Raw genomic sequence first — 15,280 nt, 5'->3', positions numbered from 1 at the left:
TTAGAAACCCAGACGAAAACCAAACTGCAAATTTACATTGAAAGGTTTTTCAGAATGAATCGTTTCTATATCACTGCCATTATCAAAATAATAAGCAGCTCCTACTTCCGCAAAAGCACTTACAAATCGAATAATAGGGTAACTTACGCCGGCACGCGCATTTACAGACCACAACCATTCTTTCATACGTACATGTTCCACATCACGGGAAACCTCAGTAGCATCCATAAAGAACTTTGTTTCCTGCTTCCCTGTCACATTAACTTCCGCCATACCTCCGGCTGCGGCATACACCTGAAAGCGTTTCCATTCCGCAATCTTATAAGCTACAGAAAGCGGAATACCAATAAAATGTAATTTTTGCTTTACTTTCCCATGATATGCCGTACCGTTTGTAACCCAATCGGAAGACAAATACGAATAATTTATTCCTGTCTGCAACGAAAAGCGATTATTTAAATAACGGCTCACACCTATTCCAAAAGAAACAGGTGTTTTATGATGTACATCGGTCTTGGGAAGCTCTTCATTAAAGAACGGAGAATTCAATGACATTAATTTATCTCCCGATAACGAAGCACTCTTCAACATATATTGCGGTACAGAACTTTCAGAGCCAACAGAAAATCCACCACCTCCTAAACCAATACCCCACTTACGTGTAGCAGGTTGCTTCTTTGTCTTTACAGGAGCAGCATCTGCTACTAATACTTGTTTCCGGGAGGTTGTTTCCGGTTGCAAAGAAGCAGAAATATCTTCTTCTACTTCGTTCCGCTTTTCTTCCATTGATAACGGAGCAATTTCCGCCTCATCATCCTTTATCATCGATTCAGCCTCAATGTCTCTCACTGTAACAGCATCGGCTAATACTGTTTTTTGCAAAGGCCTGACAACAGCAACATTCGCCTTCTTTTTAGTCTTATCAACTTGCGTAGCGGAAAGTTCCGGTACTTCGGCTATTGCCTTATTTTGTTCAATAATACGAGATTCTACAACCTTTATCTGTTCCTTTACCTCTGCCGCTACAGGAGCTTCAAGCGGTTTATTATTAAATATATAAACACCGCCGGTTACCATCAACAATGAAATAACTGCCGCCGCAGCCCAATAGCGTATAGTCCGACGGAAAGGAATAGAAGTTTTCCCCGGCAGCCGATCAGCAATAGCCTCCCAGTCACCCGGCACCGTATCCACTTCAAAATCTTCCAGTTTCGAGCGGAACAAGTCATCTAATATATCTCTTTCCTTTTCGTTCATTCCTCAATACAATTCATTAATTTTACGTTGTAGTAACTGTTTAGCACGCGTAAATTGTGAACGCGATGTGCTTTCCGTTATGTTCAACATTTCACTGATCTCTTTATGCGAATATCCTTCTATTGCAAACATATTGAATACAGCACGAAATCCCGCAGGTAAATCCTGCACCAATGCCATCAGTTCGGCAGCCGATAAATCCGAGATAACAGAATTATTCGGTTGAATCAGTTCCGCCGTATTATCCAGATCGGTTGCTTCACGTAGCACGTCCGACTTACGTAAATACTCCAACGCACAATTGACAAAGATCTTTCGCATCCATCCTTCAAAGGAACCGGATCCATTATACGAATCCACACTGGTAAATACTTTCACAAAGCCATCCTGCAGCAGGTCGCGGGCTGTTTCTCTGTCGCTCACATAGCGAAGACAAACTCCCATCATTTTACGGGAATACGTATCATACAACTCTTTCTGAGCTAACCTGTTTCCCTTCCTACAACCTTCTATCAGTTGCTGTTCCTTCATTTAGCAGTGTTTGAACGCCCTTTGCAGAGACAGTACAATATTATGATGTTATTAATTTACAAAACGCTGCATTCCGTATAAAAAATATTTCAAAATAAGTGGACTTCTCAGTCCACCTTACACATTACGGAATGTTTTCGCAAAGATACAATGTTATAACGATAAACTTTGTTAATGAACCCGGTTGCTTTCACTTTTTTCAACAAAGACACCGGCTGTCTAACTCTTTAGACATAATTATCCTATTTATTCAAGTACTTTTTAAATAAACCGTTAATATTATTTAGGATATTCGGAAAGATAATAATATGTTTCCTTTGACGGCACACTTTCTATATGGTAACGAGTAGACGAAGAAACACAGAATGTATATCCACGTTCTACTCCCGGATTCACAGGTAAATACAATTCATTATCCCGTATACCTGTCATTAAAATACATTTGGCCGCATCCATATCTATAGAATCCGTCAACGAATAATAAACCGTATAAGTAAGGTCTTGTATTTCGGAAGCAGGCTTCTGCCAAGACAGTTTCAGTTCATTACCAATCCGTTCAACATAAATTTCGTCCGGAGAAGCAGGAATAGAATCATTCAGCCAAGTAAGCGGAGGCAATTGAGCTGGATATTTATAATACGTATTCTTCAATTCATCATACAGTCCTTTCGTATTATTCAATACGTTGGCACAACGGAAGAATGCACAACCGGCAGCTCCAAAATAACGACTGTAATCAATTTGATCCGTTATATCATTTATTGCCCAGTCCGCTTCATTCTTTTCCATGCGATAAGCACCGAGACCGGGGACTACCAAACGACCATTGCCGTTTTCCACCCAATTATCCACAAAGGGGAAAAAGTTATCATGCAAATAATACATCATAGGCACAATCATATCCTGTTTACCCTGTTGCAACCATTTCTTAGGATCTTGAAACACACTCTCATAAGCTGTCCATCCGGCGTTAGGAACTTGAGGTATGCGGTTATACTTACCCAGCGGAGAACTACTAACCTGCACCCAAGGCTTTGCCTGTTTTATCCAATCGTAGATACGAACTACCATACGGTTGATATTGTTACGCCTCCAATCCGACAAATCCTCCTTTTTCGCATATTTCTTATAAATACTTTTATCAGGAAAACGATTTGCCTGTTCCGGGTAGCGTATATAGTCAAAGTGGATACCATCAATATCATAATTATTCACGATCTCCTTAACCAGAGACAAAATATAATCAGCTGTTTCCGGGACACCAGGATCAAGATACCATTCCCCATTATGCCGTTTACATAATTTAGGATAGTGCTTTACAACGGAGAGTTTTCCCTGTTCTTTCACACTCTTATCGGTTCCAAGCGGAAATGTCACAAACCAGGCATGACATTCCATACCTCGTTTGTGACATTCTTCTATAGCAAATGCCAAGGGATCATAGCCCGGCATTACACCTTGTTTACCTGAAAAAACTTTACTTGCCGGTTCTATTGCAGAACGGTAAATGACATCACCACGCAAACGAACTTGCAAAAAGACAGTATTAAAATTAGCTTCCTGCAAACGATCCAAAATATCGCAAAGTTCTTGTTGCTGGGCTTTCATTCCTGCCGGAGTTGCCGCCGGACGATGAGGCCAATCCAATCCATATACAGTAGTAAGCCAGATGGCACGAATTTCATGTTTAGGCAGTTTTATCGCCAACGCGCCTTGTCCCCATATTACCAACAACAATAACCAACAATATCTTTTCATTTGCACACTCTCTACTTAGCGCGCGAATTTAGCAATTTTTGGAGAACAACAGGTTCATCTGTTGTAATAAAATCTACTTCGTCATTAATCAGTTCTTTCATCAAACCTTCTTCGTCCACAGTCCAGACGTTGACAGTCAAGCCCAGTTTCTTAGCCTCCGGAATCCATTCAGGATGTTTCTTAAAAACATTATAATGATAATCCAAGCCACTAAAACCTAAATCTTTTAATTCCTTAGGCGATAATTCACCATTCAAATAAGCCACTTTCGCTTTTGGAGCAACACGAATAAGTTCCTTTCCCGCATCCAGACTAAAAGTAATATATTCGGTTTTCTTCGCTAATTTCTTATTATTAATCATATCAACTACCATACGTGCAGCCTCACGATTACGCTCCGGTGTAGCATGGACTTTCAATTCAAAGATTAATTTTGTATTCTTTAAAGTCTTCGCTTTATCCAGATATTGTTCCAACGTAGGCAATGTTTCTCCGTTAGGCAGTTTCATATCCTTTATCTGGTCATAGGTAGCTTTCTGGATATTTACACCCTGAATGTCATTATCATGGTGAACAACAGGAACATTGTCGGCAGTCAGGTGAACATCAAATTCAGAACCGTAAGCCTTAATCTGGTCTGCTAATTCTAACGAACGAATCGAGTTCTGGGCAGAACCTTCCGTTTTCCAATACCCTCTATGGGCAATCACTTTTGTTTTGTTCTTTGCTACTGCCGGTAATGCCATCAAAGCACAAAGCAACACAATAAAGGTAGTTTTTAATCTCATGGTAATAAATAGAATAATATTAGTTAAACAAAAAAAGCACTACCTCAAAAACAAACAGTCATTTGAGGTAGCATCCAATACTTATTTTCCGGTTTCAGACAAATACCGTTCAGCTTCAATAGCAGCCTTACAGCCACTTCCCGCCGCGGTAATAGCCTGCCGATAAAGAGGGTCTGCTACGTCTCCGGCAGCAAATACACCCGGAACATTCGTACGAGGTGTTCCTTCTATCGTCTTTATATAGCCTGTTTCATCCGTATCCAACCATTGTTTAAATATATCAGAATTAGGTTTATGACCTATAGCCAGGAAAAAGCCGTCGATAGCAATATCCACCTTTTCTTCATCCGGCTGCCCCATACGTTTCACCAGATGAGCGCCCTCTACCCCGCTTTCGCCAAATAGTCCAACTGTATTATGTTCAAACAATACAATAATATTAGGGGTATTTAAAACACGTTCCTGCATCACCTTTGAAGCGCGCAAATAAGGTTTACGCACAATCAGATAGACCTGCTTAGCTAAACCGGAGAGATAAACAGCTTCCTCGCATGCCGTGTCGCCCCCTCCTACAACAGCGACGATCTTCTTCCGATAGAAGAATCCATCACATGTAGCACAAGCAGACACACCCATACCTGCATACTTATGTTCATCGGGCAATCCCAGATATTTAGCCGTTGCTCCGGTTGCTATAATCAAAACCTCTGTTTCTATTTCTTTCTCCGCATCAATAGTAATTTTATAAGGAGCGGCAGAAAGATCTGCGGCGGTTGCTATACCCATACGGATATCTGCACCGAAACGGACGGCTTGTTTCTTCAAATCTTCCATCAATTCCGGGCCTGTTATACCATTAGGGTAACCCGGAAAATTCTCTACTTCCGTTGTTGTAGTTAACTGCCCTCCGGGCTGTATACCTTCATAAAGAACCGGATTCAGATTGGCACGCGAAGCATAAATCGCAGCCGTATAACCTGCCGGACCTGAACCGATAATCAGGCATCGAACCTTTTCGATTGTTGAGTTGTCCATAGTCTTTATTATATTGATAATTTATTAATCGATATTAAGAAAACACATCAGCGGAGATCAATAACTTCCGCATCCGGAAAATCCGCTTCTTTAAAAACAAAAAAGGAATCCGGTTGGTTTACATCCGTCTTTAACTTACTGATACGTATTGAAGTAGTAACACCTCCTTTTGTTTCCATCACGATACCGACAGGCAAACAGGTATTCTTCTCTATTTGCAACGATATATTCTGGATATCCCCTTTCTTTTTCGGGGTCAGTTCAATGTCATAAGCCGATTTCCCGTTTGCAGCCGTACTCTCACCTTTATAAACCGGATTAAAGCCTTTTTTATATGACTTTAACAGCAAAACAGGATTCGTCATCTGCAATTCCTCTCCTGTCGGAACAGTTACATTCACTTCATCGTTACGTTCAACATACGACCATTGTGTTTTACCGTCAAACCAAGTACGCATACCAGGGGTAACCAAAGTAAACTTATCTCCTTTCATATTAATAACGCCTTCAAAGCTTTCCGATACCCCCTGCTGTGTAGAACGGGTATGGATTGAAAAGGTTGCTTCTATACCATTCGACTTATCGTAAGCAACCGTTGCTTTTCCCAAAATATCATTTACATTCTGGGCATAGCAGCTACTGCCAAACAATACAGCCAACACGATTATCAATAGTGCAAGCAACTGTAATACAAGATAAGCACGTACACAGAAGCGAACTACATTCTGTTTCTTTTCCGATTCCATCCTTTTATTTTAACGAATTCAACAACTGCTCCAAATTATATTCATCCTGAATCAGTACTTGACGCGCCTTACTTCCCTCAAACGGGCCTACAATACCCGCCGCTTCCAATTGGTCCATCAAGCGTCCGGCACGATTATAACCGATAGCAAACTTACGCTGTATAAGCGAAGTAGATCCTTGCTGTTGAATAACAATCAAACGGGCTGCTTCATCAAACAACGGATCACGGTCTGACAGGTCTACAGCTCCCGGAACTTTTTCACCATCGCTCTCTCCCACATATTCAGGCAACAGGAACGCCGTAGGATAGCCGGGTTGCTCTCCAATAAAAGAAGCAATCTGTTCCACCTCCGGTGTATCTACAAAAGCGCACTGTACACGTGTCATATCATTTCCTTGCGAGAACAATAAATCTCCACGCCCTATCAATTGATTCGCACCGGGAGAATCCAGAATAGTACGGGAGTCAATCATGGATGAAACCCGGAATGCTACACGGGCAGGGAAATTCGCCTTAATCGTTCCCGTAATAATATTTGTAGACGGACGTTGCGTTGCAATAATCATGTGGATACCTACAGCACGCGCTTTTTGGGCAATACGTGCAATGGGCAGCTCTATCTCTTTACCTGCCGTCATTATCAAATCGCCGAACTCGTCGATAATAACAACGATATAAGGCATAAATTTATGTCCCTTTTCAGGGTTCAAACGACGACTGATAAATTTAGCATTATATTCTTTTATATTACGGGTATGTGCCTTCATCAATAAATCATAACGATCATCCATCTCCTTACAAAGTGAGTTCAGTGTCTGGATTACCTTGGTAAAGTCTGTAATAATAGCTTTATCGGCATCCGGCAACTTTGCCAGATAATGACGCTCAATTTCCGAATATATGCTAAATTCAACCATTTTAGGGTCTACCATCACAAACTTCAATTCAGAAGGGTGTTTCTTATATAAGAGTGATGTTATAACGGCATTCAATCCAACGGATTTACCCTGTCCCGTAGCACCGGCAACCAGCAAGTGGGGCATTTTGCACAGATCGAACATAAATATTTCATTGGTAATAGTCTTGCCCAATGCTACCGGTAAATCATATTTACTTTCCTGAAACTTGCGGGACGCGATAATAGATTGCATAGAAACAATCTGCGGGTCTTTATTCGGAACTTCAATACCTATAGTTCCCTTACCCGGCATTGGGGCGATAATACGAATACCCAAAGCAGAAAGGCTTAAAGCGATATCATCCTCCAGGTTACGTATCTTTGATATACGCACACCCGTATCCGGGATCACTTCATATAAAGTAATAGTTGGTCCTACCGTTGCCTTAATGGAAGCAATACTGATACCAAAACTCTCCAGCGTCTGCTTGATACGTTTCTGGTTGGCCGTTTGTTCTTCCATATCGACCTGCTGATCTCCTAAATCATACTTTTTCAACAAATCGATAGTGGGATAACGATAGTGGGATAAATCTAATTTCGGATCATATTCGCCCAGCGCAGAACCATCATACACCTCATCATCCCCGGCAGCCACTTCTATGGTAAAGGCCGTATTATCGGCATCATCATCCGTATTATTATCGGCATCGCCGGATTCCGCTTCCTGTTTTTGAGGGATCTCATATTCTTCGTCACAGGGAACAGTCACCTCAAAAGTATTATCGTCTTCCGTTGACGTATAGACCTCTTTATTCTGCTCATCCAATTCAGATTCGGCATCAGCCAATTCTTTCTCCGTATCAAACAGCTCTTCATCCATTTCAGGCATAGCATCCGGTTGATCGGAAACGGAAGCAATATCTTGCTCCTGTTCATATTCGTCGGAATCTTCTTCCGAATTATTTTTCTTCAGGCGCTTTTTCAACCAATTAAAGGACAGAAAACTTTGTAAAAGAGGAATCGTCCGTTTACTGGTAAAAATAGCTATGATAAGAAAGATTCCGGTCAATAACAATATTGTTCCCGGAATACCTATATTATTAATCATCATCTCCGAAAGATAGTAGCCATGCTGCCCTCCCAGATAGATAAAGGTATCTTCATATCCCTTTATAAAGACAAAAGCAAAAAAGAGAGAGCCCCAAAGCAACCAGGCAGAACAAAACAAAAAGCGTTTTAATAGAGAAACACGGTTCAGGTTCATCAGCTTAGCCCCTATTGAGCCCAGAAAGAACAGTATCATAAAAGAAGAGATTCCAAACCAGCGGTTCATCAGCAAATCCGCGAGATAAGCCCCCCTTGCTCCTGTCCAGTTTTCTACAGAGCCCCGGTTCGTTACCAAATCAGACAAAGGTATATTTTCTATTTTGCTCTGATCCGCACCACCTGTAAAGAAAAAAGAGATAAGGGCCAGCCCTATATAAATCGTAACGATAGAAATAACCAAACCTGTGATAAAACGGGTACGTTCATTCCGGAAGAACGCTTTCACCTCTCCAAGCTTACTTTCTCCGTTATTGCTTTGCTTCGTCGTAGTTGTTTTCTTTGCCATATATTGCTTTTCATTTAACATCCGGGAGAAGAGTGGCTATCCTCTCCCATCTTAACAATTTGCAAATATAAACAGAATTATCGAGTATCTTTTCACAAACCACGTCTAAAAAAACTCGCACAATAAAACAGCCAGTTTAAGCGGCAGAAGCACAAAGCATAGCTTCTTTCAGCGTATTTATCAGCTCTTTTTAGCACCGTACATCATACATTGTAAGAAAAAACATCGCAATAATTAATAGGCCGACCTGTATCATTCCATAAGCCGACAGTCGTCAACCTATAAGCCGACATATGTGGTTCTATAGACCGACCTATGTCGGCCTATTAAATATACAGGACAAAACAGCTAACAAGTGCGATGTTTAAAAGAAGCTTTATATAACTCCTTAAACAAGACTATACATCTATAAATTAATAGGACGTAACCTGTTTTCACAAAAGGAATACCGCTCGTATCACAATATTTGCTACTTTTGCACATTATTATTGCAGGAAACTAGAACAGGCATGGGAAAAGAAAAAGAGAATAATCCTATATATGAACGAAACACGCTGGAATTTGTTACTGTTGCATTAGAGTATTGCAGTTTCATTGAAACAACCAGGCGATTCGGACTTTATGAATTTGTAGATAAATCCGTAAAATTACTACCCTTGTTGTATCTGAAAGCGACCTTATTACCTGAGGTTGAACAGAATGAAGATGTAGAACTCGAATTTTCCGTTACAGAAGATATGTACGAGTCTGTTCGTAACCAGATGGCCGGTTTATTAGGTGAAAAAGATTCATATCTGGAAACTTTCCATCCGGATATGCAATACAGCGATGCCCCTATTGCTGCGTTTATCTCTGAAAACCTGGCAGACGTATATCAAGATACCGGTAATTTTATTTCTTTATTCAAACAAGAAAATGAAGAGGTAATGCGCGAGGCTATCGCCCTGTGCCGTACAAATTTCCGCGAATATTGGGGACAACAATTATTAAACGCTTTGAAAGCTCTTCACACCGTGCGATACGAAGATGAAGAGAACTTAGAAATGAACAACGAATGATACAACAATATACACATACGATAAAGAAAGAAGACATTGCAGCCCTTCCTATAGAAGAATTTAAAGGCCGGATATACGTGATAGACACAGCGGCCGAAGCCAATAAAGCGGTGGAATATCTGCTAAAATATCCGAAAGTAGGATTCGATACGGAAACACGTCCCAGCTTTAAGAAAGGGCAACATTATAAAATATCGTTGATGCAAATATCAACAGAAGATACTTGCTTCCTGTTCCGGTTAAACCGCATTGATATACCGGAGCCTTTGGAGTATTTTCTACGCACTGAAGATACGATGAAAATTGGTTTGTCATTACGTGACGACTTTGCAGCTATGAGAAAGCGTACCAGCGTAGAACCGACAAACTTTCTTGATTTACAGAAGTTCGTAGGAAAGTTCGGCATTGAAGATGCCAGCCTTCAAAAGATATATGCGATCCTGTTCAGTAAAAAAATATCGAAAGGGCAACGTCTTACCAACTGGGATGCCGATGTTCTAACCGATTCGCAGAAGAAATACGCGGCGTTGGACGCTTGGGCCTGTCTCCAAATATATAACTTATTGAATGAAGCATAAATGAATTATTGTAAAGTTTTTCTTAAACCGAAAAAAGAGGAATCGTTATTACGTTTTCATCCGTGGGTATTTTCCGGTGCTATTCAGTCTATCGAAGGTAAACCGGAAGAAGGCGATCTGGTAGAAGTATACGGAACAAACCAACGTTTCCTGGCCATTGGGCATTACCAAATAGGAAGTATAGCCGTACGTGTACTATCATTCAAGCCTGTGGTTATTGATAATGATTTCTGGACGGAACGCATTCGTGTTGCTTATTCAATTCGCAAGTCATTGAAACTGGCTGAGGTAGACAACAACAATACATACCGCCTGATTCATGGAGAAGGTGATAATTTGCCAGGACTGGTTATAGATATGTATGCGCATACGGCTGTTATGCAGGCGCATTCTGTAGGGATGCACTACGCCCGCCATCAAATAGCGGAAGCCTTAAAGGCTATATTAGGAGATTCATTGCATAATATATATTACAAATCGGAGGCCACTCTCCCGTTCAAAGCCAATTTGAATAGTGAAGACGGCTATTTATACGGAGGTGAAGTAGAAGACATCGCTCTCGAAAACGGATTGCAATTCTGTGTTGATTGGCAGAAAGGACAAAAGACAGGTTTCTTCGTAGACCAGCGTGAGAACCGCTCTTTACTGGAGCATTATGCTAAAGACCGTTCGGTGTTGAATATGTTTTGCTATACCGGCGGTTTCTCTTTCTATGCCATGCGCGGAGGTGCAAAAGCAGTGCATTCGGTAGATAGCTCCGCCAAAGCCATCTCGCTGACAAAAAAGAATGTGGAACTGAACTTCCCCGGCGATCCTCGCCATGAAGCATATGCGGAAGATGCTTTTAAATATCTGGAAAAGATGGGCAGCAATTATGACCTCATTATCCTTGATCCTCCCGCATTTGCCAAACATAAAAACGTATTGCGTAATGCCTTGCAAGGTTATCGGAAACTGAATGCTATTGCATTCGAGAAGATTAAACCGGGTGGAATCTTATTTACATTCTCCTGTTCTCAGGTAGTTAGTAAAGAGAACTTCCGTTTAGCCGTATTCAGTGCCGCCGCCCAATCAGGGCGCAGTGTACGCATCCTGCATCAACTTACGCAGCCGGCCGACCATCCGGTAAACATTTATCATCCGGAAGGCGAATATCTGAAAGGCTTGGTATTGTATGTAGAGTAAGGACAGCAGAACTTTAGCGATATTTAATAAAGGAGGGCGGAAAATATATACGGAAATATTTCTTTATTTCGTAATACGTTGTAACTTTGCTCACGCTAAAAAAGATGAAAGTATTATTATAAGTAAAACATATAAAACTTATTATTATGTCTAAAGTAACAGTTGTTGGCGCCGGTAATGTAGGTGCTACTTGTGCAAATGTTCTTGCCTTCAATGAAGTGGCAGACGAAGTTGTAATGCTTGACGTTAAGGAAGGTGTTTCCGAAGGTAAAGCAATGGATATGATGCAGACTGCTCAGCTGCTTGGTTTCGATACCACAGTTACAGGTTGCACAAACGACTACGAAAAAACAGCTAACTCTGACGTTGTTGTTATCACTTCAGGTATTCCTCGTAAACCGGGTATGACTCGCGAAGAGCTGATAGGTGTCAACGCTGGCATCGTTAAGAGCGTAGCTCAGAACATTCTGAAATATTCTCCGAACGCAATCTTGGTAGTTATCTCTAATCCTATGGATACAATGACTTACCTGTCATTGAAATCTTTGGGTCTGCCGAAAAACCGCATCATCGGTATGGGCGGTGCGCTGGATAGCTCTCGTTTCAAATATTTCCTGTCTCAGGCTTTAGGTTGCAATGCAAACGAAGTTGAAGGTATGGTAATAGGTGGTCACGGTGATACAACTATGATTCCGTTGGCTCGCCTGGCTACTTACAAAGGTGTACCTGTAAGCAAATTGCTGAGTGCTGAAAAGCTTCAAGAAGTTGTCTCTTCTACTATGGTGGGTGGCGCAACATTAACTAAGTTGTTAGGTACTTCCGCATGGTATGCACCGGGAGCAGCCGGAGCATTTGTAGTTGAATCTATCATCCATAACCAAAAGAAGATGGTTCCTTGTTCTGTATATTTGGAAGGAGAATACGGACAATCTGATCTTTGTATCGGTGTTCCTGTTATCCTTGGTAAGAACGGTATCGAAAAAATCGTTGAACTGGAATTGACAGCGGAAGAAAAAGAACTGTTTGCTAAAAGTGCAGATGCTGTTCACAAAACAAATGCCGCTTTAAAAGAGGTTGGCGCATTATAATCAGTCAAACAAACTCATTAATTATATTTTAAAAGAGGATAATCCGGTAGAATTATCCTCTTTTTTATTTGTGTAAGGATATTCCTAAATAAACACCTATAAAATAAGGTATCAGCCAAATACACCATACAATAATACTAAATCGATTAAAATGAGCTCTAGCTCTCTTTGAACCTTTAAAATAGGTCCAGATTGCCCATATAACATGAATAAACATTAAGAAAATAGCAATCAAACCCGTTATTGTATGAATATTATCGTGTAAATGGGTAAGATTTGCTATATGCTCCATAAAACTGGTTCCGATTGTATCGGCAAAAAGTCCGGCAATAAAGAAAATAACATGCCAGGCCCTCAACTTCTTCTGAATTCTTTCTCCCCATACACCAATTGTATAAAAAATCAAAGCTGAAGTTATAACAGTTATAGCAGCTATTAAATAATGAATATCTACTTGATTGAATACCATATCTATTTTATTTTCCGCTTTAAACAAACAGAAAAGGAGGGAAAAAAGTTGATAACTTTTTCCTCTCCTTTCACAATCAATCCGAGAACTAAATTATTTTATGATGCCGAGCTTCGAATCATTAACAAAATCAATGATATGTTGAATCTCTTCGCTCATTGGCACCTGATCCTTGATCATCAGCAAAGCATCGAAAATACTTGTATTACCTTGATAAATGATACGGTAAGCATGACCAATATGTTTGATCACTTTATCACTCATACCTTCATGTAACAGGATTACGGAATTAACTCCGTAATAGACTGTAGGTTCCTGAGCGGCAACAATATAAGGAGGTACATCTTTACGGAAGCGACAACCGGTTTGTGTCATTGACCATTTTCCTACGCGACATCCTTGGCTAACCAGCACATTTCCACCGAAAATAACATAATCTTCAATCATGCAATTACCGGAAATTTTACTTCCATAGCCAAATACGCTATAGTTTCCAACATGTGTATCGTGGGAAACATGAACCCCTTCATGCAGGAAATTACCGTTACCGATAACCGTTTTGCCCTCGGAAGTCGTTGCGCGGTTGATCACCACATTCTCGCGGATCACATTATCATCTCCTATTTCAACAATCGTATCGTCTCCTTTATACTTGAAATCCTGTGGTTCGGCAGCAATCACGGCACCATTAAAGATGCGATTCCGTTTTCCTATGCGCGTACCGCTCATGATACTGGCGTAAGGCATGATCTCACAATCATCACCTATTTCAACATTCTTATCGATGTATGCAAAAGGATGAACCGTTACGTTCGCTCCTAATTTCGCACTTGAATCTACATACGCTAGCGGACTAATCATAATAATTCAAATTTAAAAGTTATTACTCTCTTCCACCACCGACAGCACTATACAAGTTAATAACAGCTTGCATACGCTGGACGTTGTCGGAAACTTCTGTCAATTGTGCACTCAAAAGGCTCTGTTGAGCAGACAGGATTTCCAGATAAGTGGACTGTCCGGACTGGAACAAAGCATTTGTGTAGGTAACAGCCTTTTCCAGTTGTTCAATCTGAGACTTATCCTGGAACAGCTTTCTGTTAGTCGCATCATAAAGATGAAGAGCGTCACTTACTTCCTTACCGGCTTCGAGGATTGCCTGTTGATAATTCATCTGGGCAATCTTCTCTTCCGCTTTCGACACTTTCAAGTTGGCAATCAGCTTACCGTTGTTAAAGATAGGCTGTGCAAGGGAAGCCAATGCCTGGAACATGAACTGCCCCGGATTAGCCACCGATACGCCGGAACCATTCGTCCAACCGGCAGTAGCCGTAATATTCAATCCGGGATAAAAAGCGGCACGAGCCCGGTTAGTCGTATAATAAGCACTGGCTAACGCCATCTCTGCAATCTTCACATCCGGACGGTTTTCCAGCAATTGCAAAGGAACGCCGGCCATCAGTTCTTCCGGTATCTGCTGTTCATCCAGTGTACCGCGATCAATTCGCTGAGGGGCTTTTGCCAGTAATACGGACAAGGAGTTCTCTACTTCACGCACCTGACGCTGCAATTCGATCAACGAACCGGATACCTGATGATACACAGCACGCATCTGGACAACGGCAGCTTCCGTCGTCATACCGGCCGTCTTCATGGCTTCCATAACGCGGACATTTTCCTTATAGATACCGACAGTCTCGGTTGTGATCTCCACTTGACGATCAAGCATCAACAAGGTAAAGTAAGCATTAGCAATACCTCCGATAAGTTGTGAACGCACGGCCTGCTGTGCATATTGGCTCTGCAAATAAGTAGCTTTCTGATCACGACTTGCGTTCAAGAGCTTTCCGAACAAATCGACTTCCCAACTTGCAGCAGCAGGCAACGTATAGGCCTGTTTATAACCGGTATTTTCCATCTTCGTGATACTTCCCTGCGGAGCTAAATTAAGCGAAGGAAGGAATGATAAGCGGGCCGAAGTCAACAATGCCTTCGCTTCTTCCACACGGAGAACGGCAGCTTGCATATCGACATTGTTTGCCAGTCCTTCTTCAATTAATGCCTGCAATTTCGGATCACGGAAAATATCCTGCCATGGCAGGTTTCCCATATTAACCGTATCCGTCACCAACGTATCTACAGCTGACACCGGATCACGGTAAATGCCGGAAGTTTCAATCGTATCCGGACGGTCGTATGCTTTATAGATGTGGCAACTGCTCAAAAGAGCGGTTGCACACACCATATATATAATCTGATTCTTCATTGTCAT

14 protein-coding genes are annotated in these 15,280 nt (G+C 41.3%); 4 read left to right on the top strand and 10 right to left on the bottom strand.

Annotated elements, in window-relative coordinates:
• The 7 genes from C1721_RS09600 to C1721_RS09570 form a co-directional block, all read right to left on the bottom strand.
• On the bottom strand, positions 1-1,257 hold the full coding sequence (locus C1721_RS09600; protein WP_102408138.1) for a porin family protein: 1,257 nt from the start codon (positions 1,255-1,257) through the stop codon (positions 1-3).
• Positions 1,258-1,260: 3 nt separating this feature from the next.
• A complete protein-coding gene (locus tag C1721_RS09595) occupies positions 1,261-1,788 on the bottom strand; it encodes an RNA polymerase sigma factor (protein WP_102408137.1) in 528 nt (175 codons plus the stop codon).
• 279 nt (positions 1,789-2,067) lie between these two features.
• The gene (locus C1721_RS09590) at positions 2,068-3,546 is read right to left on the bottom strand and encodes a glycoside hydrolase family 10-like protein (protein ID WP_102408136.1); all 1,479 of its coding nucleotides are present in this window, start codon (positions 3,544-3,546) and stop codon (positions 2,068-2,070) included.
• 11 nt (positions 3,547-3,557) lie between these two features.
• A complete protein-coding gene (locus C1721_RS09585; RefSeq protein ID WP_102408135.1) occupies positions 3,558-4,334 on the bottom strand; it encodes a glycerophosphodiester phosphodiesterase family protein in 777 nt (258 codons plus the stop codon).
• A gap of 81 nt (positions 4,335-4,415) precedes the next feature.
• A complete protein-coding gene (gene trxB, locus C1721_RS09580) occupies positions 4,416-5,369 on the bottom strand; it encodes a thioredoxin-disulfide reductase (protein WP_102408134.1) in 954 nt (317 codons plus the stop codon).
• Positions 5,370-5,416: 47 nt separating this feature from the next.
• Positions 5,417-6,115, bottom strand: coding sequence for an outer membrane lipoprotein periplasmic chaperone LolA1 (gene lolA1 / locus C1721_RS09575; RefSeq protein ID WP_102408133.1), 699 nt, complete (start codon positions 6,113-6,115; stop codon positions 5,417-5,419).
• A 4-nt stretch (positions 6,116-6,119) separates the two neighbouring features.
• Positions 6,120-8,630, bottom strand: coding sequence for an FtsK/SpoIIIE family DNA translocase (locus C1721_RS09570; protein WP_102409385.1), 2,511 nt, complete (start codon positions 8,628-8,630; stop codon positions 6,120-6,122).
• Between the two features lie 509 nt (positions 8,631-9,139).
• On the opposite strand from C1721_RS09570, the gene C1721_RS09565 reads away from it, so the two are divergent.
• The 4 genes from C1721_RS09565 (at position 9,140) to mdh (ending at position 12,539) form a co-directional block, all read left to right on the top strand.
• Complete coding sequence (locus C1721_RS09565) at positions 9,140-9,688, top strand: DUF5063 domain-containing protein (protein WP_102408132.1); 549 nt, start codon at positions 9,140-9,142, stop codon at positions 9,686-9,688.
• Entirely contained in the window at positions 9,685-10,266 is a 582-nt protein-coding gene (locus C1721_RS09560) for a 3'-5' exonuclease (RefSeq protein ID WP_102408131.1), read from the top strand. The genes C1721_RS09565 and C1721_RS09560 overlap by 4 nt, the downstream gene beginning before the upstream one ends.
• Positions 10,267-11,451 carry a class I SAM-dependent rRNA methyltransferase gene (locus C1721_RS09555; RefSeq protein WP_102408130.1) on the top strand — a complete coding sequence of 395 codons (1,185 nt, stop codon included), beginning with the start codon at positions 10,267-10,269 and terminating at the stop codon, positions 11,449-11,451.
• A 146-nt stretch (positions 11,452-11,597) separates the two neighbouring features.
• On the top strand, positions 11,598-12,539 hold the full coding sequence (gene mdh / locus C1721_RS09550) for a malate dehydrogenase (RefSeq protein WP_102408129.1): 942 nt from the start codon (positions 11,598-11,600) through the stop codon (positions 12,537-12,539).
• A gap of 64 nt (positions 12,540-12,603) precedes the next feature.
• On the opposite strand, the gene C1721_RS09545 is transcribed toward mdh, so the two are convergent.
• The 3 genes from C1721_RS09545 to C1721_RS09535 form a co-directional block, all read right to left on the bottom strand.
• Positions 12,604-13,008, bottom strand: a complete 405-nt coding sequence (locus C1721_RS09545) for an HsmA family protein (RefSeq protein WP_102408128.1) — start codon at positions 13,006-13,008, stop codon at positions 12,604-12,606.
• 93 nt (positions 13,009-13,101) lie between these two features.
• Positions 13,102-13,869, bottom strand: a complete 768-nt coding sequence (gene lpxA / locus C1721_RS09540; RefSeq protein ID WP_102408127.1) for an acyl-ACP--UDP-N-acetylglucosamine O-acyltransferase — start codon at positions 13,867-13,869, stop codon at positions 13,102-13,104.
• A 22-nt stretch (positions 13,870-13,891) separates the two neighbouring features.
• On the bottom strand, positions 13,892-15,280 hold the full coding sequence (locus tag C1721_RS09535; protein ID WP_102408126.1) for an efflux transporter outer membrane subunit: 1,389 nt from the start codon (positions 15,278-15,280) through the stop codon (positions 13,892-13,894).

The organism is Parabacteroides bouchesdurhonensis, assembly GCF_900186615.1.
In the GTDB taxonomy this organism is placed as follows: domain Bacteria; phylum Bacteroidota; class Bacteroidia; order Bacteroidales; family Tannerellaceae; genus Parabacteroides; species Parabacteroides bouchesdurhonensis.
This window is presented reverse-complemented; position numbering and strand designations above follow the sequence as displayed.

Coding starts and splice junctions, on each gene's coding strand:
- C1721_RS09600 (WP_102408138.1), bottom strand. CDS start 1,257: ATGAACGAAAAGGAAAGAGATATATTAGATGACTTGTTCCGCTCGAAA.
- C1721_RS09595 (WP_102408137.1), bottom strand. CDS start 1,788: ATGAAGGAACAGCAACTGATAGAAGGTTGTAGGAAGGGAAACAGGTTA.
- C1721_RS09590 (WP_102408136.1), bottom strand. CDS start 3,546: ATGAAAAGATATTGTTGGTTATTGTTGTTGGTAATATGGGGACAAGGC.
- C1721_RS09585 (WP_102408135.1), bottom strand. CDS start 4,334: ATGAGATTAAAAACTACCTTTATTGTGTTGCTTTGTGCTTTGATGGCA.
- trxB (WP_102408134.1), bottom strand. CDS start 5,369: ATGGACAACTCAACAATCGAAAAGGTTCGATGCCTGATTATCGGTTCA.
- lolA1 (WP_102408133.1), bottom strand. CDS start 6,115: ATGGAATCGGAAAAGAAACAGAATGTAGTTCGCTTCTGTGTACGTGCT.
- C1721_RS09570 (WP_102409385.1), bottom strand. CDS start 8,630: ATGGCAAAGAAAACAACTACGACGAAGCAAAGCAATAACGGAGAAAGT.
- C1721_RS09565 (WP_102408132.1), top strand. CDS start 9,140: ATGGGAAAAGAAAAAGAGAATAATCCTATATATGAACGAAACACGCTG.
- C1721_RS09560 (WP_102408131.1), top strand. CDS start 9,685: ATGATACAACAATATACACATACGATAAAGAAAGAAGACATTGCAGCC.
- C1721_RS09555 (WP_102408130.1), top strand. CDS start 10,267: ATGAATTATTGTAAAGTTTTTCTTAAACCGAAAAAAGAGGAATCGTTA.
- mdh (WP_102408129.1), top strand. CDS start 11,598: ATGTCTAAAGTAACAGTTGTTGGCGCCGGTAATGTAGGTGCTACTTGT.
- C1721_RS09545 (WP_102408128.1), bottom strand. CDS start 13,008: ATGGTATTCAATCAAGTAGATATTCATTATTTAATAGCTGCTATAACT.
- lpxA (WP_102408127.1), bottom strand. CDS start 13,869: ATGATTAGTCCGCTAGCGTATGTAGATTCAAGTGCGAAATTAGGAGCG.
- C1721_RS09535 (WP_102408126.1), bottom strand. CDS start 15,280: ATGACAATGAAGAATCAGATTATATATATGGTGTGTGCAACCGCTCTT.